At 70.8% G+C, this 23,258-nt stretch carries 20 protein-coding genes and 1 riboswitch; of the genes, 4 read left to right on the forward strand and 16 right to left on the reverse strand.

Annotation, left to right across the window (positions count from 1 at the left end):
• Positions 1 to 20 precede the first annotated feature (20 nt).
• The 11 genes from TR33_RS00990 to TR33_RS01040 form a co-directional block, all read right to left on the reverse strand.
• The gene (locus TR33_RS00990; protein ID WP_017533965.1) at positions 21 to 1,694 is read right to left on the reverse strand and encodes a dipeptide ABC transporter ATP-binding protein; all 1,674 of its coding nucleotides are present in this window, start codon (positions 1,692 to 1,694) and stop codon (positions 21 to 23) included.
• Positions 1,691 to 2,566 (reverse strand): ABC transporter permease, encoded by an 876-nt coding sequence (locus tag TR33_RS00995; protein WP_017533966.1) that lies wholly within the window; start codon positions 2,564 to 2,566, stop codon positions 1,691 to 1,693. The genes TR33_RS00990 and TR33_RS00995 overlap by 4 nt, the downstream gene beginning before the upstream one ends.
• Positions 2,563 to 3,504: an ABC transporter permease gene (locus TR33_RS01000; protein WP_017533967.1), complete on the reverse strand. Its 942-nt coding sequence runs from the start codon at positions 3,502 to 3,504 to the stop codon at positions 2,563 to 2,565. The genes TR33_RS00995 and TR33_RS01000 overlap by 4 nt, the downstream gene beginning before the upstream one ends.
• A 31-nt stretch (positions 3,505 to 3,535) precedes the next feature.
• Positions 3,536 to 5,188: a TIGR04028 family ABC transporter substrate-binding protein gene (locus tag TR33_RS01005; protein WP_017533968.1), complete on the reverse strand. Its 1,653-nt coding sequence runs from the start codon at positions 5,186 to 5,188 to the stop codon at positions 3,536 to 3,538.
• 79 nt (positions 5,189 to 5,267) lie between these two features.
• Positions 5,268 to 5,380: riboswitch (SAM riboswitch) on the reverse strand.
• Between the two features lie 101 nt (positions 5,381 to 5,481).
• Complete coding sequence (locus TR33_RS01010; protein ID WP_042280897.1) at positions 5,482 to 6,309, reverse strand: endo alpha-1,4 polygalactosaminidase; 828 nt, start codon at positions 6,307 to 6,309, stop codon at positions 5,482 to 5,484.
• A 124-nt stretch (positions 6,310 to 6,433) separates the two neighbouring features.
• Entirely contained in the window at positions 6,434 to 7,183 is a 750-nt protein-coding gene (gene cas6e / locus TR33_RS01015) for a type I-E CRISPR-associated protein Cas6/Cse3/CasE (protein ID WP_042280899.1), read from the reverse strand.
• A 498-nt stretch (positions 7,184 to 7,681) separates the two neighbouring features.
• Complete coding sequence (locus tag TR33_RS01020; protein ID WP_042280901.1) at positions 7,682 to 8,857, reverse strand: UDP-N-acetylglucosamine--N-acetylmuramyl-(pentapeptide) pyrophosphoryl-undecaprenol N-acetylglucosamine transferase; 1,176 nt, start codon at positions 8,855 to 8,857, stop codon at positions 7,682 to 7,684.
• Positions 8,858 to 9,032: 175 nt separating this feature from the next.
• A complete protein-coding gene (locus TR33_RS01025) occupies positions 9,033 to 10,034 on the reverse strand; it encodes a sigma-70 family RNA polymerase sigma factor (RefSeq protein ID WP_014908850.1) in 1,002 nt (333 codons plus the stop codon).
• Between the two features lie 159 nt (positions 10,035 to 10,193).
• Entirely contained in the window at positions 10,194 to 10,583 is a 390-nt protein-coding gene (locus TR33_RS01030; protein WP_017533981.1) for a VOC family protein, read from the reverse strand.
• A complete protein-coding gene (locus TR33_RS01035) occupies positions 10,580 to 12,226 on the reverse strand; it encodes an MFS transporter (protein ID WP_042280903.1) in 1,647 nt (548 codons plus the stop codon). Before TR33_RS01035 ends, TR33_RS01030 begins: the two co-directional genes overlap by 4 nt.
• Before the next feature lie 180 nt (positions 12,227 to 12,406).
• The gene (locus TR33_RS01040) at positions 12,407 to 12,790 is read right to left on the reverse strand and encodes a VOC family protein (RefSeq protein ID WP_026124898.1); all 384 of its coding nucleotides are present in this window, start codon (positions 12,788 to 12,790) and stop codon (positions 12,407 to 12,409) included.
• Between the two features lie 230 nt (positions 12,791 to 13,020).
• On the opposite strand from TR33_RS01040, the gene TR33_RS01045 reads away from it, so the two are divergent.
• Both TR33_RS01045 and TR33_RS01050 read left to right on the forward strand, forming a co-directional pair.
• On the forward strand, positions 13,021 to 14,070 hold the full coding sequence (locus TR33_RS01045; protein WP_042280905.1) for an NAD(P)-dependent alcohol dehydrogenase: 1,050 nt from the start codon (positions 13,021 to 13,023) through the stop codon (positions 14,068 to 14,070).
• A gap of 339 nt (positions 14,071 to 14,409) precedes the next feature.
• Positions 14,410 to 15,195 carry an SDR family oxidoreductase gene (locus TR33_RS01050; protein WP_042280907.1) on the forward strand — a complete coding sequence of 262 codons (786 nt, stop codon included), beginning with the start codon at positions 14,410 to 14,412 and terminating at the stop codon, positions 15,193 to 15,195.
• Positions 15,196 to 15,264: 69 nt separating this feature from the next.
• On the opposite strand, the gene TR33_RS01055 is transcribed toward TR33_RS01050, so the two are convergent.
• Positions 15,265 to 15,576 carry a hypothetical protein gene (locus tag TR33_RS01055; RefSeq protein WP_042280909.1) on the reverse strand — a complete coding sequence of 104 codons (312 nt, stop codon included), beginning with the start codon at positions 15,574 to 15,576 and terminating at the stop codon, positions 15,265 to 15,267.
• 235 nt (positions 15,577 to 15,811) lie between these two features.
• On the opposite strand from TR33_RS01055, the gene TR33_RS01060 reads away from it, so the two are divergent.
• Positions 15,812 to 17,338 (forward strand): bifunctional phosphatase PAP2/diacylglycerol kinase family protein, encoded by a 1,527-nt coding sequence (locus tag TR33_RS01060; protein WP_084570166.1) that lies wholly within the window; start codon positions 15,812 to 15,814, stop codon positions 17,336 to 17,338.
• Here the strand turns inward: TR33_RS01060 and TR33_RS01065 are convergent.
• From TR33_RS01065 to TR33_RS01075, 4 genes are all read right to left on the reverse strand, one after another.
• Positions 17,290 to 18,270 (reverse strand): phosphotransferase, encoded by a 981-nt coding sequence (locus TR33_RS01065; protein ID WP_084570167.1) that lies wholly within the window; start codon positions 18,268 to 18,270, stop codon positions 17,290 to 17,292. The genes TR33_RS01060 and TR33_RS01065 overlap by 49 nt on opposite strands.
• 123 nt (positions 18,271 to 18,393) lie before the next feature.
• The gene (locus TR33_RS27075; RefSeq protein WP_234305714.1) at positions 18,394 to 18,759 is read right to left on the reverse strand and encodes a hypothetical protein; all 366 of its coding nucleotides are present in this window, start codon (positions 18,757 to 18,759) and stop codon (positions 18,394 to 18,396) included.
• Positions 18,760 to 18,847: 88 nt separating this feature from the next.
• Positions 18,848 to 20,185, reverse strand: coding sequence for a hypothetical protein (locus TR33_RS01070; RefSeq protein WP_234305715.1), 1,338 nt, complete (start codon positions 20,183 to 20,185; stop codon positions 18,848 to 18,850).
• Positions 20,186 to 20,223: 38 nt separating this feature from the next.
• Entirely contained in the window at positions 20,224 to 22,098 is a 1,875-nt protein-coding gene (locus TR33_RS01075) for a PQQ-binding-like beta-propeller repeat protein (RefSeq protein ID WP_234305716.1), read from the reverse strand.
• Positions 22,099 to 22,240: 142 nt separating this feature from the next.
• Here TR33_RS01075 and TR33_RS01080 point away from each other — a divergent pair, with 142 nt between their 5' ends.
• Complete coding sequence (locus TR33_RS01080) at positions 22,241 to 23,173, forward strand: MBL fold metallo-hydrolase (RefSeq protein ID WP_199806086.1); 933 nt, start codon at positions 22,241 to 22,243, stop codon at positions 23,171 to 23,173.
• The last annotated feature ends 85 nt before the right edge of the window (positions 23,174 to 23,258 follow it).

The raw sequence follows: 23,258 nt of genomic DNA on the forward strand, positions 1-23,258 counted from the left end.
GTGATGTCGTCGCGGATGGTTCAGGGGCGGGCCGGGAGCGCGGGCTCCCGACGGCCGGGGATGGCCTCGATGAGGCCGCGCGTGTACTCGTGGCGGGGATCGGCGAAGACCTTCTCGGTCACGCCGGACTCCACCACCCGACCGCCGCGCATCACCGACAGGGTGTGCGAGAGGCGCCGCACCACCGCGAGGTCGTGCGAGATGAACAGGTAGGTCAGTCCCAGATCCTCCTGGAGTCGTTCGAGCAGGTCGAGGATCTGCGCCTGGACGGTGACGTCGAGCGCCGAGACGGGTTCGTCCAGGACCACGACCTCGGGTCGCAGCACCAGGGCTCGGGCGATGGCCACGCGTTGGCGCTGGCCGCCGGAGAGTTCCCGGGGTCGACGGTCGCTCAGGTGCGTCGGGAGCGCGACCCGCTCCAGGAACTCGGCGACCGTGCGCGCGCGTTCGGCTCTGTCACCGATCCGGTAGTTGACCAGGGGTTCGGCGACGATGGAGCCGACCGTCCGCCGGGGATCGAGCGAGCCGTAGGGGTTCTGGTAGACCATCTGGAGCCGACGGCGCAGGTCGCGCAGGCCCCTGCCCCGGAGCGGGCCGATCTCCGTTCCCCCGACCGACACCTCGCCGGAGGTGGGGCGGCGAAAGCCCATGACGGCGCGGGCGGTGGTGGTCTTGCCCGAGCCGGACTCCCCCACGATCGCGTGGGTGGTGCCCGGCGTCACCGTGAAGGAGACCCCGTCCACGGCGCGGAACCGGTCCCGGCGGGTTCCGAACTCCTGCACCAGGTCCGTGACGGCGATCGCCGGTGGCAGGTCGGCCCGTTCGGCGAGCAGGGCGGCGGTCCGTTCGGCGGTGCGGTGCCCCGCGCCGTTCAGGGCGGGGGCGTCGGCGACCAGCCGCCGGGTGTAGGCGTGGCCCGGTGTGGACAGCACCGTCGCCGTGTCGCCGGCCTCCCGGACGCGACCGCCTTCGAGCACCACCACCCGGTCCGCCCGGTCGGAGGCCACCGCGAGGTCGTGGGTGATGAACAGGACCGACGTGCCGTCCTCCGTTCTGAGTTCGTCGATCAGGTCGAGGACGGTCCGCTGCACGGTGACGTCGAGGGCGCTGGTGGCCTCGTCGGCGATGATCAGCTCCGGGCGCAGGGCGATCGCCGCGGCGATGAGGACGCGTTGACGCATGCCCCCGGAGAGTTCGTGCGGGTACTGGCGGGCCCGACGTTCCGGATCGGGGATGCCCACGCGTTCCAGGAGTTCGAGCACCCGGGCGCGGATCCGCCGTTCGTCGGCCCATCGGTGGATCCGCATGACCTCGGCGATCGCGTCCCCGATCCGCTTGACGGGGTTGAGTGAGGTGCCGGGGTCCTGCGGGACGAGTCCCACCCTTCTCCCCCGCACCGACTCCATCCGCCTGTCGCTCCACGAGGTGATGTCGGTGCCGTTGAGGCGGATCCGGCCACCGGTCACCCGTCCGTTGTCGGGCAGGAGACCGATGACGGCCTGCGCGGTGGTGCTCTTTCCGGAACCGGACTCGCCGACCACCGCGACCACCTCGCCGGGATGGACGGTCAGGGAGACGCCGTGCAGGACCGGGGTCTCCACGTGGCGAGAGGTGTAGGCGACGGTGAGGTCCTCGACCTCCAGCACCGGTGTGGTGCCGTCCGGGTCGGAGACGTCGGATCGGTTGCGGGTCATGCTCTCCCCCGTCGTGCGATCGAGGCGCTGATCCGGTTCGCGGACAACACGACCGCGACGACGACCAGGCCGGGAAGGGTGGTGAGCCACCAGGAGGTGGCCACGTAGTCGCGCCCCTCGGCGATCATCAGCCCCCACTCGGGGGTGGGCGGCGGGGCGCCGTAGCCCAGGAATCCGAGGGTGGAGATGGCCAGGATCGCGGTGCCGAACTGGAGCGCCGCCAGGGCCGCCACCGCGGTCAGGGAGTTGGGCAGCACGTGCCGCCACAACACCGTGAGGAAACGGCCCCCGCCGGCGTAGGCGGCCTCCACGTAGTCGGTGGCGCGCACCCGCACCACCTCGGAACGGGCCAGCCGGGCGAAGGCGGCGACACCCGCCACGCCCACCGCGAAGGCGATCTGGGCGGTGCCGAAGCCCAACACGATCACCACGCTCAGCGACAGCAGCAGCGAGGGAACGGCCAACAGGACGTCGACCACCCGCATCAGGACGTCCTCCACCAGACCGCCCACGGTCCCGGCGACGGCGCCGATCAGCGTGCCCGCCACCAACCCGACGGTGACCGCGATCAGGGCCCCGGAGAGCGAGTGGACCGAGCCGTACACCACCCGGGCGAACACGTCACGGCCGGTGGCGTCGGTACCGAACGGGTACTCGGCGTCCGGAGGGCGCAGGGCGTCGGCCGCGACCCCGGCGACCGGGTCGGCGGAGGTGAACAGGCCCGGGGCCAAGGCCCAGGCCACCGCCACGAGGACGACCAGCCAGGCCAGGGCGGTGCCCACGTCCACCCGCCGCAGCCGTTCGAGGGCGCTCGGGCGGGCCGGGACCGATCCCGTGACCGTCGCGGATCGGGTCGAGGTGTTCGGGTTCACGCGGCCGCACCCGCCTTCGTTCTCAAGCGCGGATCCAGCAGGGGGTAGAGCAGGTCCACGCACAGGTTGATCAGGACGAACACGGTGGCGGTGAGCAGGACGACGGCCTGGAGGACCGCCACGTCCTGGTTGCCGACCGCCTGTTCGGTGAGCCGGCCGAGACCGGCCCGACCGAACACGGTCTCGGTGACCACGGCGCCGCCGATCAGCTCACCGAACAGCACGCCCGCCATGGTCAACGCGGGCAGCAGGGCGTTCCCGGCGACATCGCGCCACAACACCCGGTGGTGGCCCGCTCCTCGGGACCGCACCACGGTGACGAAGGGCCGGGTGTACACCTCGTCGATGCTCCGCACGAGGATCTGGGCCAGGGGCGCCGAGATCGGGACCGCCAGGGTCAGGACCGGCAGGATCAGCCCCTCCACCGGCCCCGGCGCGATCACCGACACCAGGCCGAGCCGGAAGGAGAACACCTGGACCAACAGGATGCCGAGCCAGAACACCGGGACCGAGACGAACAGCGACGGCAGGGCCCGCAGGGCGCCGCGGATCCAGGAGAGCCGCGGATAGGTCGACAGGAAGGCGATCCCCACGGCGAGGATCACCGCCACGACGAACCCCAGCGAGGCCAGCAGGAGCGTGCCCGGCAGGGCCTCGGCGATCATCCGGCTCACCGGCGTACCGCTCTGGACCGAGTAGCCGAAGTCCCCCCTCAGAAAGCCCAGGAGGGTGTGGAGGAACTGTCGGTGGGCGGGGACGTCCACACCGTAGGCCTCGCGCAGGGCGGCGATCTGTTCCGGAGACAGCCCCAGTTCGGGGTTCTCGAACCTGATCATGACGGCGTCGCCGGGCATGGCCTGGAGGAGGACGAACGCCGCGGTGAACGCGGCGAACAGCACCACCACGGCCTGTCCGACCCGTCGGAGTACGTAACGCATACGAGCTCCTCCTCACTGAGTCCGGGGACCGTTACTCACTCAGCCAGACGCCCTGGAAGGAGGGGCGGGCGACGGATTCGAAACCGATCCCGTGCACGCTCGGGGCCACGCCGTAGACCTGCGGCTCCTCGAACAGCGGGATGACGTAGGCCTGCTCCGAGAGGTAGCGCTGCGCCTCCGCGCTCGCCTCGTCGCGCTCCTCGGGGTCGGCGGTGGAGGCCACCGCCTCCAGCAGCTCCTCCAGCCTCTCGTCCTCGACGGAGTCGCCCTTGGGGTCACGGTTGAGCAGGGTGTTGCGGTTCCGGGAGTGGTACTGGCTCTTGATGACGTCGTGGTCGGCCCGGCCCACCATCGAGTGGTAGAGCTGCACCTGGTCGGGGTCGTTGATCGCCTCGGTGTAGGTGCCCGCGTCGGCCGCCAGGATCTGGAGATCGACCCCGATCCCGGCCAGCTGCCGGCCGACCAACGTCAGGGTCTCGAAGGAGCGCGGCTGCGGGGCGGCCTCGTTGACCACCAGGGAGAGCCGTTCCCCGTCCTTCTCCCGGATCCCGTCGGATCCGACGGTCCAGCCGGCCTCCTCCAAGAGCTCCTCGGCGCGTTCGGGGTCGTACTCCAGGTACTCGGACTGGTCCGCGTAGCCCTGGGCGGTGCTACTGAGCGTGGAGGTCGCCGGCGGGTAGTGGTCCGTGTAGATCGTGTCCACGACCTCTTGGCGGTCGATCCCGGCCACCAGCGCCCGGCGCACCTTCAGGTCGGAGAGGATCTCGTTGCCGAACCGCAGGCTGAGACTGTTGTTCACCCCGTTGGTCTGCGGCGCGAGGATCTCGATACCGGCCGCCTCGACCCGCTCCTCGTCCTGGGCCTGGACGTAACGGGCGACGTGCGCCTGTCCTGAGGTCAGGGCCCCCACTCGGACACTGTCCTCGGGGGTGACGTTGATCCGGACCTCGTCCAGGTAGGGACGTCCCTGGTTCTCCCAGCTCTCCGGTGCCCAGGCGTAGTCCTCGCGGGCGGTGAGGGTGAGACCGGTGCCCAGTTCCTCGTCGGAGACGACGAACGGGCCGGAGCCGATCACCTCGGTCGCGTTGCCGGGGCTGAAGCCCTCCTGGGCCAGTTCGAGGGTCTCGGCGGAGAGCAGGCCGGAGTTGATGGTGGAGGTGGCCTGGAGGAACCCGGGCGAGGGGGCGTCGAAGTGGAAGCGGACGGTGTTCTCGTCCAGGACCTCGCTGCTCTCGTAGTTGTTGATCGCCTCGGAGACGATGAGGGCGCGATCCTGATCGCCCAGCCCGTAGAGGTCGAAGTTGGCGGCGACGACCTCCGCGTCCAGCGGAGAGCCGTCCGAGAAGGTGACGTCGCCGCGCAGGGTGAAGGTGTACTCGGTGGCGTCCTCGTCGACCTCCCAATCGGTGGCGATCCAGGGCTCGAACTCCAGGGTCTCGGGGTCCTGGTGGACGAGTCGGTCGGCGATGTTGTTGACCAGTCCGCCGTTGGGGTAGAAGCCCGCCTCGGGCGGATAGAGGCTGTCGTGGGGCTGGTACTCCAGGTAGACGAGGGAGCCGCCCTGGACGGGTTCACCGTCGGCTCCGGCCCCGGAGGAGGCCGGGGATCCGCAGGCCGTGAGAAGGGCGAGTACGGCCGCGGTCGGCAGAAGCAGGGCACGTGACGGGATGGGAGCGTGGGACACGTTCTTCCTCTCGAAACCGACGGCCGGGATGCGGGCCCGTTGGAGTCACGGGTTCTCGCGGGGACGTCCCCGCCGCGTCGGATAGCACTTGCGCCCGACGGTCGCGGGCGCCTGGTCTTGCTCGGGAGCACCCCACCGCCGTACGAGGGTTGCTGTCCCGCCTGCCGAGCCAGACGGCGGGAGCTCTTGACCGGACAAAAACATATCATACAGGTAGGAAAACTCGATTTAAGGGACGAGTGACCCCCGCCACCCGAGGGCCGAGCCTCGGGGAGAACGTGTTCACACGGCTCTCAGCAGGCCTCGAAGAGATGCTCCGGGTCGGAGGAGGGGACCAGCGCCGCGTCCCTCAACAGCACACGATCCGGACGTTCGGGATCAGCGCACACCACATCGAAGTCGAGAGCGGCCTCCGCCAGCTCCTCGGGGTACTCCACCGCGAGCACGTTCCCCGAACCGTAGACCCCGGTGTAGGCGCCGCACTCGTGCCACGCGGCGCAGGACTCGGTGACGGCGAGGTCGAACCCCACCTCGTCATGGCCGCGACCGGTCTCCTCCGCCGTGTTCTTCTGCGCCGCGGCCAGACCACGCCCGTGGGCGACACCGACCAGGACCGAGGCCAGAGCCAGGTTGTCGTCGACCGTCAGAGCCTCACCCGAACGCAGATACGAGTCGAGGTTGTCGAACTCGACGGCGTCGAACCCGGCGTCCGCGCATCGATCGATGGTCTCGGTGAGGATCTCGGCGATCCGCTCCCGGCGCTCGCCGGTGGAGGTGTCCAGGATCCGTTCGTCCGGCCAGCCCGGGTCCACCACCGGCTCGCCGTCCTCACCCCTGAGCACCAGGTCGGGATCCTCCTCGAGCCAGCGGTCGAGCTCGTCCGGCTGGGTCTGGAAGCCGTTGACGTAACAGACCGAGTACAGGCCGGGGGCGGGCTCGGCGGTGCTGTCGCGCACCACCGTGGTGACCCCTTCGGGCGGCGGATAGGCGCCGCCCAATTGGTAGTCGAAGCCGCCTTCGGGAGGAAGCTCCACCGCCCGTTCGGGGGCGCACCCCACACCCGAGAGCGCCAGGACGACCGCCCCGAACACCACCGCGACGCGCCCGCGACCCCGAACCATGCCTCGACCCACCCCTTCACCGCGGAGGAGGCACGATCAAGGAGCGCGACAACCTCCGGACACCCCGGACCCCGTCATTGTGCCAAAGCCCCGCACGCGCCCCCCGAACGGGCCTTCCGCGCGCTCAGTCGACCGGCGCCAGGGTCATCAGCCCGCAGCCGTAGGCCTTGGCCCGCCCGATCCCCGCTCCCAGTCCGCGCCGCAGGGCCTCGGGGTCGGTGACGGTCAGTCTGCCGTCGAAGGTCGCGGTGACCACGGGGACCCGCATCCGCGCGCCCTTCCTGCCCGGGCGGGGATCGGGTTTGTCGAACCCCGAACGGTTGCGCTCGTGCACGAGCAGCTCATAGCCGTCGATCTCCGGGCGGGCCGGGTCGACCTCCTCCTTGCGCAGCACCTCGAACCCCCATCGCTCCTGCTGCTGGAGGAGCCATCCGGCCTGATGACGAACGGTCACGTGCGCGGTGCGCCTGGTGTTCTCCCCGTCCTTACGACGAATGCTGTGCACGGGGTTGGCCGTGAGCCGGAAACCCCAGACCTGCCCCTTCTCCAAGCCGGACAGGAACCCGGTGTAGTCATGGGTCCGCCACCAGGTCTCCGGCTCCGACCTGGGCCAACCGGCCTGCTCCACCATGTGGGTCAGCTCGGGACGGCTCGGGCTCACGATGTAGAGGAGGACCTCGGCCTTGGCGTTGCGATCGACCCGCCACAACACTCGGCCCTCGCCCCGACCGTCCTCCGCTCCGGAGGAGCCGGACGTGGTCGGCAGCATTTCGGGGAACCCGCCCAGGACGGCCGCGTGCATGGTCTGCGGAGAGGAGAGCAGCTTGCGCGCGCCGGCGCGATGGGTGTTGAGGCGGAATCGGGTCAGGTACATCGGGTGACTCCCAGGGCCGGAAGGGGTGCGTGGTCGAGAGTCGACCGGCGACGCCCACCGGGGGCCGACGCCGAGACCGCGCCGAAGCGGACCGCGCGGGGGCCGCGCCTTCGACACTTCGAACCGGAACCGCTCGGGGGACCGACTCCATCGACGCCGAGGTCGAGGTCGAATACGTGCACGCGGATCGGGGACCGACCGTCGGAATCGAGGCCGAACCCGGGCCACGCGGCACGGGCGACATCGGACAGACGGCCCCTCCGGGGCCGGGAAGGGGATCGGGGGGTCATGGGACTCATCCAAGCGAATTCCCGGCCCGCCCCGGGTGGGAAACCGGGTTTTCCGGAGGCCTCATGTGGCCAGGACACCGTCTCAGTTTTCACGACAAAAGCGACAGGCCTGTGGTACGAGGTACCGCTCCCTCCACCGGACGTATCGCACCCCTCACACCGGGGAGGTCGAACCGGGGCCGTCTCGATCGAGACGGCCCCGGGAGGATCAGCCGGCGACGTCCAGCAGCACGTCCACCAGACGCTCGGCGGCGTCGGGGCGGCCGTGGGACCGGGCCCGGTCCGCGATGGCCTCGCGTCCGGCCGGGTCGGCCAGCAGCGGCTCGACCGCGGCCTGAAGGGTCTGCGGGGTGACCTCGCCCAACAGCGCGACGGCCGCGCCCGACTCCTGGAGGTGACGGGCGTTGTGCGCCTGCTCGTTGCCGGCGGAGGAGGCCAGCGGGATGAACACGGCCGCCTTGCCCAGCGCGGTGAGCTCGGCGATGGTGCCGGCGCCGCTCCGGGAGATCACCACGTCGGCGAGGGCCAGCACGTCGGGGAGTTCGGGGCCGACGAAGTCGGTGAGGTGGTAGCGGCCGGCCAGGGCGGGCGGCAGGTTCCGTGCGCTCTCCCCCAGGGCCGCGACGTTGGCGGCGCCGCACTGGTGGACGACGTTGGCGCGCTCCAGCAGCCAGGGCAGGATGTCGCGCACGTTGTTGTTGATCTGCGCCGACCCCTGGGCGCCACCGGTCACGTAGACGGTGGGCAGGGCCGGGTCGTGGCCGCCGAAGCCGAGCCCCTTGGCGGCCTCCTCCGGGCGTCCGGTCAGGACCTCGGGCCGGACCGGGTTACCTGTGACCACGGCGTCGGCCTGGGAGGCCTCGGGCAGCAGTTCCACGGAGGACTCGGCGGACACGGCGATCCGGGCCCCCGCGCGGGCGAGGACCTTGTTGGCCAGGCCCAGGCGCACGGTCTGCTCGTGGACGACCAGCGGGCGGCGGCACATGCGGGCCGCCAGGCCGACGGGGACCGCCACGTAGCCACCGGTGGCCAGGACGACGTCGGGGGCGAAGTCGGAGACGAGCCTGCGGGCCTGGGCGACGCCGCGGGGCACGTTGGTCATGTCCTTGACGTTGGCGGGGGAGGCGAGCTTGAGCGGGTTCTTCGATCGGCGGATCTTACCCGTGGCGACCGCTTCGAAGGCGATCCCGTTGTCGGTGGCGACGCGCTTCTCCAGACTCCCCGCGGCGCCCACCCACAGCACCTCCAGGGAGTTTCCGGTCGTCTCCAGGCGCTCACGCAGCGCGTTGACGGCGGTCAGCGCGGGGTAGGTGTGGCCACCCGTTCCCCCTCCGGTGACGATCAGACGCAGGTCACGGGGCAGGCGGTCGTTGGTGCTGTTCACGCGGTTCCCATCTGGGCGGACGAGAGGACTTCGGTTGAAGGGCCGCGACGTGTCGTTCACGGCCCCACAGCACGGTAGCCGGGTTCGGAGCCTGTTGTGTCCCCTCAAGGGGGTGAATGGGGCGAACGCGACGGTGATCTCGGCCGGACGTCTCCGTGGAAAGAGGGGTGGGTCCTCAGCGCCCGGGCAGCTCCTCCGGCAGGTCGAAGAGCGGGAACAGGTCGGTGTCGAAGAAGACCGAGCAGTGTCCGACACCGCCTCGGACGAGGGTCAGCACGTGGACGCCGAAGGCCCGATGGACGCCGTCACGACCGCGCAGGTACATGCCGAAGGCGGGCTGACCATTGGCGGAGGTCGACAGCAGTACCAGGTCCCCCGCCCCACGGGCCGGGCACTGGGCCCGGATCAGACGCCCGATCGCCTCCCGACCGCGCACCCAGGTGGCGTACGGCGGCATCTCGAAGGCGGCCTCCTCGGTGAACAGTTCGGTGAGCGCCGGAATGTCGTAGCTCTCGAAGGCGGCCACGTAACGTTCCAGGAGTCTGCGCTGGTCGGCCGAGGGTTCGGGGACCTCGTCCTCCTCGGGCAGGATCTCGGCGATCCGCGCCCTCGCCCGCTGGAGGAGGCTGTTGACGGCGGGGACGGTGGTGTCCAGGACGTCCGCTACCTCGGCGGCGCTGAACCGGAGCACCTCGCGCAGGATCAGTACCGCGCGCTGTTTGGCCGGCAGGTACTGGAGCGCGGCGACCAGGGCCAGCCTTACGCTCTCCCGGTCGGCCACGACGTTTCCGGGGTCGCCGAGATCCGGGCCGAGGCGATCGGGCATCGGTTCGAGCCAGGGCACCTCGGGGCTCTCGACGAGACGGCCCTCCGGCTCGGAGGTGGGCGCGCCGAGCCCGGTCGGCAGCGGTCGACGGCCGCGTCTGTCCAGGGCGGTGAGGCAGGCGGTCGTGGCGATCCGGTGCAGCCAGGTGCGCAGGCTGGAACGGCCCTCGAAGCGGTCGTAGCCCTTCCACGCGCGCAGGTAGGTCTCCTGGAGCAGGTCCTCCGCGTCGTGCGCCGAACCGAGCATCCGGTAGCAGTGCGCGTAGAGCTCCCGCCGGTAGGGGGCGATGAGCCGGGAGAAGTCCCGGTCGATGTCGATGGTCTCTGCCGTGTGTTCCACCACGATCGTCACGCTACGCCTCCCCTACGACAGAACCGATGGACGAGGACGTTCCTTTGCCGAGCATTCCACCGGCGATGGTCCTTCGAGGCCACCGCCGGGAACGCGGGGGCGGGGCGATCGCCTCCGGACGAACGCCCCGCCCTCGGACCGGTCATGTCACCGGTCCGTTCAGGAGAGGTTCTCCATCTCCGCCAGGTGCTCCTCGCTGAGCTGGATGATCTGGACGTAGTTGCCGTCCGGGTCCTTGGCCGTGGCGAACAGGCTGCCCTGTCGGTCCTCCAACGGCGCCACCCACTCGGTGTCGAGTTCGTCCATGCGGGCGGCGACGGCGCGCGCGTCGCCGACGTCGAAGTTGAGGATCATCCGGGTGGCGTCGGCGGCCTTGGGGCCGACGTCGTCACGGTGGTCGATCAGCAGATGGAAGGTGCCGAACCGCAGCACCCGGTAGGCGTCCATGGAACTGCTCTCCGCCGGGTCCAACGCGGCCGCGTACCAGTCGCGCAGACGGTCTGGGTCGGTGCTGGCGAGCAGCATGCTGTCGAGTACGGGGCGTTTCATCGGATTCTCCCTGTGGGGTCGGTGTCGTCGTTCCTCACCCGTACCGACCCGGCCGGGGCCGGAAACTCATCGCTCGGTTCCGGATCCGATTCCGCTCCGGCCCCGTCGTCGCTCTCCGCGTCGCCCTCTCGAGGGCGGTCGGAGCCCCGGAGCAGGATCAGGGCCAGGACACCGCAGGCCACCATGGCGACGACCCCGAGCCCGGCCGTGACGTTGAGTCCGTCGGTGAAGGCCTCCGAGGCGGCGGCGAGCAGCCGTTCGGCCCGCCCCGGCGGCAGCCCCTCCGCGGTGGCGACCGCCTCGGCCAGGGTCCGCGCCTCCTCGCCGTCGACACCGTCGGGGACCTCCAAACGATTCCGATAGACGGCCGAGGCGAGGCTGCCCAACAGGGCCACGCCGATCGCGATGCCGAACTCACCACTGGTCTCGGACAGGGACGCGGCGGATCCGGCCTTGTGCCGGGGCGCGGCTCCCACGACGATGTCGGCGATGAGCGCCGCGCCGGGGCCGACACCGGTCGAGGTGAGCAGCAGCCCCAGGATCACCATGGCTCCGCCCCCGTCAGCGGGGACGAAGAGCAGCACCGTGAACCCCAGCGAGCCGACGAGCATGCCCCCGCCGATGACCTTGGCTCGTCCGATCCTCTGTGCCAGGGGCGCGGCGAGCAGGGTGGCGCCGATCATCGCCACCGCCGGGATCACCAGCCAGAGCCCCGCGACCAGGGGTGAATGGCCCGCGACCATCTGGAGATACTGGCTGATCAGCAGGAACGTTCCGCCCATCGCCACGGCGCCCACCAGCATGGTGAACAGGGCCGCTCCGAAGGAGCGCTCCCGGAACAGGCTCAGGTCCACGAGGGGGTCGGCCAGGCGGCGCTGTCTGCGTACGAACCACACGCCCATCGCCAGACCGAGGAGGCCGGCGGCCAGGGCCGTGGTCGGAGTCCCTCCCTCGGCGGCCGTCTTGAGCGCGAAGACCACCGGCAGGATCGCGGCCAGGGACAGGACGGCGCTGAACAGGTCGAGCCTCCCGGCCGACGGGTCCCGGTACTCGGGCAGGAGCAGGGGCGCGCACACCAACAGCAGGACCATCACCGGAACACCGAGGAGGAAGACCGAACCCCACCAGAACCATTGGAGGAGCAGGCCGCCCACGACGGGACCGATGGCGGTGCCTCCCATGAAACAGCCGGTCCAGATCGAGATGGCCATCGCGCGCTGGGCCGGGTCGACGAACATGTTGCCGATCAGAGCCAGGGTGGAGGGCATCAGGGTGGCGCCGGCGATGCCCATGAGGACACGAGTGGCGATGAGCGCCTCGGCGCTGGTCGAGAAGGCCGCGGCGATCGAGGCCAGACCGAAGGCGGTGGCGCCGATCATCAGGAGCCGGCGACGTCCGATCCGGTCGCCGAGAGTACCCATGGTGACGAGGAACCCGGCGATCATGAAGCCGTACACGTCCATGATCCACAGGGTCTGGGCCCCGGTGGGCCGCAGGTCGGCGGCCAGGTGCGGGAGCGCCAGATAGAGCACGCTCAGGTCCAGGGAGAGCAGCAGTGTGGGCAGGGCGAGCACGGCGAGGCCGAGCCATTCCCGTCGACCCGCCCGGGCGGGCGGGCCCGTGGGCGGTGTGGGCGTGTTCATCGGTTCCCTCTTCTTCCCTCAGCGATTCGTTCGTGCGTACGGACACGGATCGCGCCGAGAACTCATCGCGGGAGGGGGAGGGTGGTCGGCGAGGGGCCGGAGGCGCCGGTCGAAGGCGCCGTTCCGGTCGAGGGGCCGCCCCGAACGGTGTCGGGGCGGCCCCTCCTCACTCTGTGCGGGTCATTCCTGGATCAGACCGATCACGTTTCCGGCCGGGTCGGTGAACCAGGCCACCATCGGCCCCTCCCCTCGGGCGATGCCCTTCTCGTCCTGGTCGAAGCCCTCGTAGCGCAGCATGGCGACCCCGCGACGTCCGAGCTCGTCGACGGCGGCGTCGATGTCGTCGACCACCAGGTTGAGGACGGTGAACACCGCCGGCTCGTGGTCGGGCTTGGGGTAGACGAGGATCGATCGGTCGGCCCCCAGTTCGATCCGGATCAGGCCGTACCCCTCCATGCCCGGGACCGGTACGACGTCCAGTCCCAGCGTGTTCCGGTAGAAGTCGAGGGCGACCTCGGTGTCGGGGACGGCGAAGGACCCGAAGGCCCGTGTGCTGTCGAACATGCTTCCTCCAACGTCGTCGTGATCTCTCACCCGTGACGACCTCTCCCACCATCGGAACTCATCGCTCTCGACCGGGTCAAACGATGCGGACGAATCTCTGCACGCCCTTTGGGTGACTCCTCCGGACGGCCGTGGTCGACTGGGCAGGGTCGGGACGTCGCGCTATACGTGCCGTCTCGTGGCGGTGTCCGGAACGGGGCATCGCTCCTCATGCGGAGGGAGAGCGCGACATGCGCGCAGTGGTGTTCGAGAACTATGGGGAGTTCCCCTCGCTCACCGAGGTCCCCACACCGACCCCCGGCCCCGGAGAGGTCCTGCTCCGAGTGGCGGGGGCCGGAGCGTGCCACTCCGACATCAGCGTCTATCGGGTGTTCCGGGAGGGACAGCCGGGCGCTCAGAAACCGCCGTTCGTCCTGGGTCACGAGAACGCCGGGTGGGTGGAGGCCCTGGGCCCCGGGGTGAGCGATCGGATCAGGGTCGGCGCCGCCTATCTGGTCTACGGGCCGATCGGTTGCGGGCACTGTCGTCGCTGCGCGGAGGGCTCGGACACCTACTGTGAGAACGCCGCGACCATGCCCTACCTGGCGGTCGGGTTGGGGCGGGACGGCGGCATGGCCGAGTACATGACCGTGCCCGCGCACCACCTCATCCCCTTGGACGACGCCGATCCGGTGGCGGCGGCGCCCTTGGCGGACGCGGGGCTCACCCCGTACCACACGATCCGGCAGACGCTCCCGCACCTGAACGGAGGGGGACGGTACACGCTGGTGATCGGTCTGGGCGGGCTCGGCCGCATCGGGGTGCAGATCCTTCGTGCGCTGAGCGGGGCGACGGTGATCGCCACAGACGTCAAGGAGGACGCCTTGCGCCGGGCCGAGGCCGACGGGGCCGTCACGGTGACCGCCGGAGAGCGGCAGGTCGAGGAGATCCGGGCGCTCACCGGCGGGCGCGGGGTGGACGCCGCCTTCGACTTCGTGGGGGCGACCCCCACCATCGCCACCGCGGCGGCCTGCATGGCCCCCGGCGGACGGTTCAACGTGGTGGGCATCGCCGGCGGCACGCACGAGTTCTCGTTCTTCGCCAACCCGTACGAGTCGTACATGACCAACACCTACTGGGGGTCGGTCAAGGACCTCTGGGAGGTGGTCGACATGTACAAGGCCGGGCAGATCCGCCCGGAGATCGAGCGGTTCTCCATGGGCGACGCCCTGGAGGCCTATCGGAGGCTGGAGGCGGGAGAGATCAGCGGCCGTGCCGTCGTGACCCCCGACGTGCACTGATCGAACGGTCTCCCTGCGGGCGGGGCGGGAACGGGGCCCGCCCCCTTCGGCGCGCCCGACCCGGCTGCCTCGGGCCCGAGCGACGCCTTCTCCTCCCGGCCCGGGACCTGCCTCCGCCCCTCGGCCACCGACCGAAGGCGGTCGTCCACGACGTGACCTCTCTCAGACGACCTCCTCCCTGGACATCGGCCTCGCTTCGGGAGGGGACCACTCGGAGAACGGTAGGACCGACCGGAACCGGCACCGCGACGGGAACGGGACAAGCCGGGGGCGGAACGCACGGCCGTGGTCCGGGCCTGCCAGGATGCTCGGAAGACCGCAGTGGAAGCGAGGAGCGAGATGGATCTGGGAATCGCCGGCAAGGTCGCGTTGGTGACCGCCGCCAGTTCGGGGCTGGGCCGGGCGATCGCGGTCGCTCTGGCCGCCGAGGGAGTACGGGTCGCGGTGACCGGCCGGGACGAGGAGCGCCTCCAGGAGACGGTGGAGGCCTGCCGTGAACACGGCGCACACGCCGTCGGTCTCGTCTGGGATCTGGCCGACCACGGGCGCGCCCACGAGATCGCCACCATGGTGGCCGCCGAGCTGGGCCCGGTGGAGATCCTGGTCAACAACACCGGAGGGCCGCCCCCCACCACCGCCCTCGGGCAGGACCCGAAGCTGTGGGAGGACATGTACGCCGCCATGGTGCTGCCGGTGATCGAACTGACCGACGCCGTGATCGGCGGGATGCGCGAACGCGGTTGGGGTCGGATCATCACGAGCACCTCGTCGGGTCCGATCGCGCCCATCCCGAACCTGGGCGTGTCCAACACCCTCCGCGCCTCGCTGCACTCCTGGTCCAAGACCATCGCCGGAGAGGTGGCGGCGGACGGGGTCACCGCGAACGTCATCGTTCCCGGCCGGATCGCCACCCCGAGGGTGGAGTCCCTGGACCGTGCCCGCGCCGAACGCGAGGAAACGCCCCTGAGCGAGGTGCGTCGACAGGGGCGCGCGTCGATCCCCGCGGGCCGTTACGGCGAGCCCGAGGAGTACGGCGCGGTGGCGGCCTTCCTGGCGAGCCGGCAGGCCGCGTACGTGACCGGCTCGGTGGTCAGGGTCGACGGCGGCCAGATCCCCTCCGTCTGACACCGGGCTCCGGGGAGGGGCGGCGCCCCTCCCCGGCCGGCCGTCCCCGCGTTCGGCCGGCCCCTCGCGTCAGGTCGGGGCTCCCTCGTCCAGGCCGAGGGTCGCGCGCAGTTCGGTGCAGATCAGGGCGCAGTCCTCGTCGAAGGTCACCACCTCGATGGGACCGCCGCGCGCCCAGCGGACGAGTTGGTCGTGCCATTCCGAGCGTGGCATCGAGACGGTGTCCGGCCGTTCCAGGTCCTTGGCGACCTCGCCCGGGGGTCCGTCGGTGAGCACGGTGATCCGGTGCTCGGGGTAGGTGTCAGAGGGGTCGACCTCAAGAGGACGAGCGGAGTGCAGGACCACGACGTGGGTCTGTTCGGGGCTCTCGTTGGTGGACATCTGGGCCTTTCCTAGGGGGGAACGACCGAACCTTACTCGGCCGGGCCCCTGTCCAAACGCCTTATCCAGGGCCGGTTCCGGTCACCGCCTAGGGCCGGGGGTCCCGCCACAGGTGGGGACGTGGCGCCTCGTAACGGTCCACCATCGAAAGGGCGTTTCGGTGCGGCCGAACATCCGGCCCAGGATCACGACGTCGGACGTGGACGGCGGAGCCGATGACGAGCAGGCTGTACCCATGAGACTCCGACGACGGCTCCAACGCCTCGACCGACGCGCCTACGCCCGGGTGACCCGTCTGGGCGCCCCCGCGTTGGACGGCTACGCCCCGAAGTTCGTCCAGGCCACCGACCACATGGCCCCCTGGGTCATGGTCTCGGCGACCCTCGCCGCCACCGGAGGTCCTCGGCTGAGGCGCGCCGCCGCGCGGGCGATCCTCGCCGCGGCGGCTGCCAACGCCGGTTCGTCCGTGATCAAGCACCTGGTCCGCAGGCGCCGCCCGGACTCCTCCGCGGTCCCCGCGGCGCGCGTCCCCTACCGCTCCTATTCCAGCTCCTCCTTCCCCTCCGGGCACACCGCCGCCGCGACGGGGTTCGCGCTCGGGATCTCCACCGACTCGCCCCCGTCGCTGACCGTCCCCGTCCTGGCTCTGGCCGGGGCCGTGGGCTTCTCACGGGTCCACAGCGGGGTCCACTATCCGGGCGACGTCCTCGCGGGCATGGCCGTGGGCGCCGTCTCCGCCCTGCTCGCCCGTATGGTCCTCCCACCCCGGGACGAGGAGGAGCCCGGCGCGGAGACCTCGTCGACGGAGACCGTCGACGTGGACCCGGAAGGAGAGGGCGTGACGGTCGTCCTCAACACGCACGCGGCCGACGGGACCCTCTCCGTCCTCTCCCCGGACGCCGAAACCGAGATCTCCGACAGGCTGCCGCGGGCGCGAATCGTGCACGTCGACCCCGACGAGGACCTTCCGGAGGTACTGGACCGGGCCGCGAGCGACTGCGCGGTCCTCGCGGTGGCCGGCGGGGACGGGACCATCAACGCCGGGGCGACCGCGGCGCTGGCCCACGACCGCCCTCTGCTGGTGATCCCCACCGGCACGTTGAACAACTTCGCCCAGACCCTGGGCACACCTTCACCGGACACCGCGTTGGACGCCTACGCCGGGGGCCGCCTGGCCCGGGTGGACGTGGGCGAGGTGGACGGGAACATCTTCCTCAACACGTCGTCGTTCGGCTCCTACCCCAGGATGGTGGAACGGCGTGACCGGTGGGCGAAGCGTGTCGGCAAATGGCCCGCCTTCGTCCTGGCCCTGACGTGGGACCTGTGGGAGGTAAGGCCCACCCCGGTCCTGATCGACGGACGGCCGGCCCGGGTGTGGTGGGCGTTCGTGGGCAACTGTCGGTATCGGACGCGGGCCCGGGTCCCGGTCCACCGGGAACGGTTGGACGACGGGGCCCTGGACGTGCGCCTCCTGTGCGCCCGCCGTCCCTTCCCGAGGATCCGTGCCCTGTCTGAGATCCTGGCCGGCCCTCTGACGGTGGGGGGCGACTACGTCGAGCGGACGGATCGGACCCTGACCTTGGAGATCCCCTCCTCCCCCCGGTTGATCGCCGTGGACGGGGAGATCCTGGAGGGGTCCCGGGTCATGTCGTTCCGCAAACGGCCGGCGGCGCTCCGGGTGTTCGTGCCCGACGGCCCTCGCCCGTCCTCCCCTCAGCCCTCGTCCTCCAGGCGGGCGAGGAGCTCGACCAGACCCCGGTAGGCCCGTTCGGTGTCGGGGCCGTGCCCGTGCGGCCCCGCGAACAGGTCCACGAACTCCACCACGTCCCTCAGATCCCAGCGCAGACGGTACAGATCGAGCAGGTCCCGGTCGGGTACGAGCCCCGAGCCTTCCGTGTAGCGGGCCAAGGCCTCGGGGTCGTCGGCGAACGGCCACAGGTCGCGTTCGGGCGACGCCACGCCCACGGTGTCCCAGTCGACCAGGCGCGGCCGCCCGTCGCACCAGAGCAGATTGCCCGGATGCGGCTCCCCGTGGGTGACCACGGAGCGGGAGCGGTCGACCCCCGCGGCCCCGCGCTCGAAGCCGGTCAGACGTTCCATGAGGACGTCCCCGTGCTCGGCGAGGAGTCCGCCCACCCGGGTGGAGAAGGGGCCCTGATCGCCGAGCCCGCCCGGGTCGGCCACCGCGGAGAACAGGAGGTCGGTGCCCTCCAGCCCCACCGGAAGCTCCCGGATCCCTCGTGGCCGGGCGCTCCGGTGCAGTTCGGCCAAGGCGAGCAGCACCCGGTCGCGACGTTCGGCGGGCAGGGTGTCTCCGAACCCGCCGGACTCCCCCTCCACCCAGGGGAGGACACTGAGCGCGTAACGCCCACCGATCGGCCGGACCGTGGAACCGTCGGCCGAGCGCAGCGGGGCGACCACGAAGTCGAGCCCTTGGTCCTCGCGCAGGCGCGCGGCGGTGTCCATGGCCCCTTCCAAGCGTGTGAGCACGGTCTCGGGATCCGCGCCGAGGAAGGTCTTGTGCTCCAGGTCGGCCACGGTCGCGAACCATCCCCACCCCGAGGTGTCGGTGATCCGCCAGTGGTGGTCGCCGAACCCCACCGGTGCGTGGGTCAGGGTCGCGGTGTCGATGTCCCAGGCCGTCAGTGCGTCCGGGATCCACCGCTCGTCGAAGCCCATGGGAAGGTCGCGCATGGTCGCGACGTTAACAGCGCCCCGACCCGAGGTCCCGGGTTTCCCGGCGGTGTCCGCCCCGTTCCCTCACCGGGCGGACACCGGGGAGGTCCGTGGCGGAACGCCGGCACCGAGGAGCGACGTTCAGGGCACCAACCCGTAGATGGTGCTCATCGCCTCTCCCCCGGTGGAGGGGTGCAGGATCACCGCTCCCGGTACCGGGAGCAGGCCCCATCCGCTCGCCGACGCGTCCGGCCGGGCCTCGGGGCCGGCGACCTCGATCCACTCCGTCTCCTCGGACCCACCGTCCAACGGGACCGACAGCACCGCGAGTCCCTCCGTCTCCCCGCCCGGCTCTCCCACGAAGGGGATCACCACGGTCTCCTCGTTCAGAGCCACCGCGCTCCGCTTCTGGGCGAGGAGGCCGCGCTCCTCGTCGTTCACCCACGCGGTAGCGGCGGGTTCTCCACGAGAATCCGTCCGGTACAGGACGTCGCGGTCCGTCTCCATGAGGATCGTGCCGCCTCCGTCGGCGCGCAGGACACGAGCGGAGGAGGGGTCCTCGAGACCGACCCTCTCGGAGATCTCGAACGCCTCCTCACCGGTGACCGCGTTCAGGAGATCCCGGCGTCCATAGGAGTCGACGACGAGAACGGGCTCCTCCCCTTCGGAGACCCTCCCCGCCCCCCGTCCGCAGAGCGACGCGGGAGTGATCGAAGTGGTCCTCGTAAGGCTCCTCCCAACGCCATGCCTCCTCCCCCGTCTCCATCTCCAGTGCGGTCACCCGGACCCGGGCTCCCCCGTCCCCCTCCCGGCACACACGCGAGAGCGCGAACACCTCCCCGACCGGTACGAGGTCGCCGCCCTCGCCCGGGGCGTAGCGGCAGTCCGACTCCGCCAGAGGGTGATCCCACACCCGCTCATCGTTCGCGGTCCGTCGGGCCTCCAGTACGGGCTCCCCATCACTTCCCGTCTCGAGGCTCGCTTCGAGGTCGGAGAGGGGCCACCACCGTTCATCGTCCGCTCGCCGATCCCCGGAGTGATCGCGGATCGGCTCCTCCGAGAGTCTCTCTCCGGTGGCCGCGTCGAAGACGGTGAGCCTCTCCTCTCCGAACCGGCCGTCGCCGGTCCACCACACCGCGTGGGCACGCGTCCCGTCCAGGGACGCCCAGGTCGAAACGCCCGTCTCGTCGGGGCGCCGGAAGGTCCACAACTCCTCGCCGGTGGCCCCGTCCAACGCCGTCACCCCGTCGGACAGCCCCAGGATCGGGCCCCGTACGCCCGCCTCGATCCATTCGACCTCGACCCCTTCGGGGAGGTCCCGGCTCCAGCCGAGACGGCTCACCCCTTCGGGGAACCCCGCGGGCTCTCCGGGTTCGGCGATGGTGTGCTCGGTCGGCCGGTACCAGCTCACGTACACCGACCCCGAGGCTCCCAGGAGCACGGCGAGGAGGCCGGCCGCCGCCGAGAGCGCTCCGCACCTCCCGGACGTCCCCCGAGGCGCGCGTCCCACCACCAGGAGCGCCGCGGTGATCACCGTGAACACCACCGTCCCCGCCCACAGGGCCGCGTCCCTCTCCGCCAAGGACCGGCCGCTCTCCTCGATGAGCCGGAAGGCGTCGGCCGGAAAGGTGACGACCGTGAGGGCCGCCAGCGACACCAGGGCCGCGCTCAGCCACAGGGTGAGCAGCGGATCCCTTCCCTCGGAGGCGATGGTGTCCCGCCCATGGCGCACCGTCCCCCACGCCACGGCCACCATGATGAGAAAGGCCACGGACCACAGGCCGTCGGGCCCTTCGAACCCTCCCAGAAAGAGGAAAGCGACCACCTTGAGCACCAGCACGCCCACGAGCGCGCCGACGGCGGCCCGGGCGAGCGTGTCCTCACGACGCCATCCGCCTTCGGCCTCTCCACTCGTCCCGCCACGCTCGGCCACGGCTCTTCCTCGATTCCCGCTGCGCCCGTCACTCATCCTCAAGGCACCAGGCCGTACAGGACGGTACGATCGCGTCCCTCGCGGTCGGTCCGATAGGAGAAGGAGAGCACGGCACCCGGAACCGCGAGCAGACGGTGCTCGTTCGATTCCTCGGTGCCGGCCGCTCCGGGCTCGGCCACCTCGATCCACTTCTCGGCCTCGGGCCCGCCGCCCAGCGGGACCGACAGCAACGCGAGCTCGCCCATGTTCTCCATCCCCAGGCCCCGGTGGGGTATCAGCACCGTGTCCTCGCCCAAGGCCATCGCGTACCCGGAGTCGTAGGAGAGGTCGCGCCGCTCACCGCCCGCCCGCACGGTGTCGAGGACCGATCCGGAGGCGTCGGTCCGTGTCAGGTCGTAGCGGCCCTCTTCCGAGAGTTCCCCTCCTGGCACGGGCCGAAGGACGATCGCCCCGTCACCGCTCGCCCGAAGGACGTCGACGCCTTCCCGGGCCTCCTCGTCCTCGATCGGCGGGGACTCGGGGAGTAGCGCCATCTCCTCCCCGGTACGGACGTCCAGATACGTTCTCGGAGCGTTGAGGTCGTCACCGACCGCGAGCACCGTGGTCTCCTCTCCGAGCGACCGACCGGCACCGGGACGCACACGCACGGATCTGCTCGTCTCGGCATCCTGCTCATGGCGCCACACCTCGTCCCCGGACACCACGTCCAGGGCGATGACCAGCCACGTGTGCCGGAGGTGTCTGTCGTCCCCACAGCCGTAGGGGGCCACGAGAACGTCCTCGACCAGGATCACTGACTCGGTCATCTCCTCCAGGAAGCAGTCCCCCTCCCGGACCTTCAAGGAGACCCTCCACGATTCCTCGGCCGTCTCCGGGTCCAAGACGCGGACGGCCCTTGTCCCCTCCCGAACCTCGCTCTCCACCTCCAGATCACCCCGGACAAAGGCCCACGAGGTATCGATCTCCGCCCAGCCGTCGCTCTCGGAGTGCTTCCTCTCCGCGATGATCTCTCCGGTCGCGGTGTCCAGCACGGTCAGGAAGCGTTCGCCCTCCGGTGACTCCCGCACCATGCGGGCACGGGCACCCTCCCCCATCACCCGGTGCCCCCACACGACCTCATACGGACGCCGGTAGGTCCACAGTTCCTCACCCGTGGCACCGTCCAAGGCGACGAAGCCGTCGCTCAACCGCACGATCGGGCCGCGAACCCCTCTAGAGATCCCAATGATCCGTCTCTCCTCACCCGGCGTCCACTCCCATCCCACCTGGGACACCTCCGAGGGGACCGAGAGAGACTCTCCGGCCTCGGCACGTGTGTGTTCGACCAACGGAGACAGGCTCGTGTACCCCGCCGCGACCCCGATCAGCGCCGTGCTCAACGCCCCCGCGACGACCGTCAGGGGCCGACGTGATCGGGAGAGTCTCTCGGGCCGGCGTCCGGTCAGACCCAGCACGAGGAGACACACCGTGAGCAGGACCAGAACCGCGTACTGGAACACCGCCAGAGCGGAGGGCCGCCACTCCTCGTCGGCGAAGGGCAGGACCGCCTCGTCCGGGAAGAGCAGGAGGCAGGCTCCGACGAGCAGAACCGCCACGGCCAGGAACTCACCGGCGATCGGGCGTCCGCGCTCGACCGTCCCGGCGTTCCTCGCGCGGGCGTCCACGGCCCCGCTCCACAGCATGACGGCGCCGATCCCCAGGGCCAGGAACCAGAGGACGCCCAGCCCCTCCGCCACACCGCCCAGGAGAGGGACGAACGGGGTGATGACGACACCGGCCAAGGCCACCCCCAGGCCCGTCCAGACCGCGATGTCCGCCAGTGGCCGGCTCCGTGCCCCCTCGTACTCGTTCCGGCCGCCTTCGACCCTGCTCTCGCCGTTCACTCGCCCCTGCTCGTCCGTATCGTCCGCCATGCGGACTACAAGTTAACAGTGCGCCCGGAATCGCCCCGTTCCGGGGAGCGCGGACCGACGAATTGTCCCGAACAGCCCCGGAACCCCGGAGCCGAGGGCTAATCTGCTGCCCGAACGGGCGGAGACGACAGGGGTGGGACCGATGACGGAGACCGGACCGGACACCGGGGTACTGCGGGAGATCGTCGAGGGCGTCTACGCCTGGGAGCAGCCCGACGGCACCTGGTGGGTGAACAACGCGGGCGCCGTCGCCGGAGACGAGGGGGTCCTGGTGGTCGACACGTGCGCGACCGCCACCCGCACCCGCAGGTTCCTCGACGCGCTGGACGTCGCCACCGGTGGCGCGCCGATCCGCTGGGCGCTCAACACCCACCAGCATGGCGACCACACCTACGGCAACAGTCTGCTGCCCGAGAGCACCGTCCTGATCGGACAGACCTCCATGCGGGAGGCGCTCGCGCGCGACCCGCTCTTCGAACATCTTCCACCGGTGTGGACGCCGCAGCCGGAGTGGGGCGACGTCACCCGCAGGCTTCCCGGGGTGACCCTGGATCGTGCGCTCACCCTCCACACGGGAGGACGCCGGGTCGACCTGCTCCACCCGGGATACACGGCCCACACCTCCGGGGACGTGGTGGCCTGGCTCCCCGGGGAGCGGGTGCTGTTCACCGGCGATCTGATCTTCCACGGCCTGACCCCGTTGGCGTTCATGGGATCCCTCGAGGGCTCGTTGCGTTCGTTGGAGTGGGTGGCCTCCTTCGAACCCGAGCACGTCGTCCCCGGCCACGGCCCGCTTCTGGGCGCCTCCGAGCTGGACAAGGTCCTCTCCGCCCACGAGCGCTACTACCGGTTCGTCCTGGACGCCGCCGGGGACGCCGTACGTGAAGGGCTCTCCCCCTTGGAGGCCGCGCGCGCTCTGGACCTGGGCGAATTCTCCTCGTGGGCGGACGCCGAACGGATCGTGTTGAACCTCCACCGGGCGCAGGCCGATCTCCTCGGGGAGCCGATGGACCTGTTGGGCGCGCTCCAGGACACGGTCACGTGGAACGGCGGTCCCATGGCCACCACCCTGTAGAGGCGCCGCGCCCTCGACCGTTGGTCACCCATCGACCCTTTTTTGGGTGAAATCACCTTAAACGTGAGCCAAGTGCCTCTTGTCT

The sequence above is a fragment of the Nocardiopsis alba genome (assembly GCF_000710955.1).
Lineage (GTDB): Bacteria > Actinomycetota > Actinomycetes > Streptosporangiales > Streptosporangiaceae > Nocardiopsis > Nocardiopsis alba.

What these genes read in the sequence shown, in the direction of transcription:
- TR33_RS00990 (WP_017533965.1), bottom strand. Translation starts at nt 1,694, where the DNA reads ATGACCCGCAACCGATCCGACGTCTCCGACCCGGACGGCACCACACCG.
- TR33_RS01000 (WP_017533967.1), bottom strand. Translation starts at nt 3,504, where the DNA reads ATGCGTTACGTACTCCGACGGGTCGGACAGGCCGTGGTGGTGCTGTTC.
- TR33_RS01010 (WP_042280897.1), bottom strand. Translation starts at nt 6,309, where the DNA reads ATGGTTCGGGGTCGCGGGCGCGTCGCGGTGGTGTTCGGGGCGGTCGTC.
- cas6e (WP_042280899.1), bottom strand. Translation starts at nt 7,183, where the DNA reads ATGTACCTGACCCGATTCCGCCTCAACACCCATCGCGCCGGCGCGCGC.
- TR33_RS01030 (WP_017533981.1), bottom strand. Translation starts at nt 10,583, where the DNA reads ATGAAACGCCCCGTACTCGACAGCATGCTGCTCGCCAGCACCGACCCA.
- TR33_RS01035 (WP_042280903.1), bottom strand. Translation starts at nt 12,226, where the DNA reads ATGAACACGCCCACACCGCCCACGGGCCCGCCCGCCCGGGCGGGTCGA.
- TR33_RS01040 (WP_026124898.1), bottom strand. Translation starts at nt 12,790, where the DNA reads ATGTTCGACAGCACACGGGCCTTCGGGTCCTTCGCCGTCCCCGACACC.
- TR33_RS01045 (WP_042280905.1), top strand. Translation starts at nt 13,021, where the DNA reads ATGCGCGCAGTGGTGTTCGAGAACTATGGGGAGTTCCCCTCGCTCACC.
- TR33_RS01050 (WP_042280907.1), top strand. Translation starts at nt 14,410, where the DNA reads ATGGATCTGGGAATCGCCGGCAAGGTCGCGTTGGTGACCGCCGCCAGT.
- TR33_RS01055 (WP_042280909.1), bottom strand. Translation starts at nt 15,576, where the DNA reads ATGTCCACCAACGAGAGCCCCGAACAGACCCACGTCGTGGTCCTGCAC.
- TR33_RS01060 (WP_084570166.1), top strand. Translation starts at nt 15,812, where the DNA reads ATGAGACTCCGACGACGGCTCCAACGCCTCGACCGACGCGCCTACGCC.
- TR33_RS01065 (WP_084570167.1), bottom strand. Translation starts at nt 18,270, where the DNA reads ATGCGCGACCTTCCCATGGGCTTCGACGAGCGGTGGATCCCGGACGCA.
- TR33_RS27075 (WP_234305714.1), bottom strand. Translation starts at nt 18,759, where the DNA reads ATGGAGACGGACCGCGACGTCCTGTACCGGACGGATTCTCGTGGAGAA.
- TR33_RS01075 (WP_234305716.1), bottom strand. Translation starts at nt 22,098, where the DNA reads ATGGCGGACGATACGGACGAGCAGGGGCGAGTGAACGGCGAGAGCAGG.
- TR33_RS01080 (WP_199806086.1), top strand. Translation starts at nt 22,241, where the DNA reads ATGACGGAGACCGGACCGGACACCGGGGTACTGCGGGAGATCGTCGAG.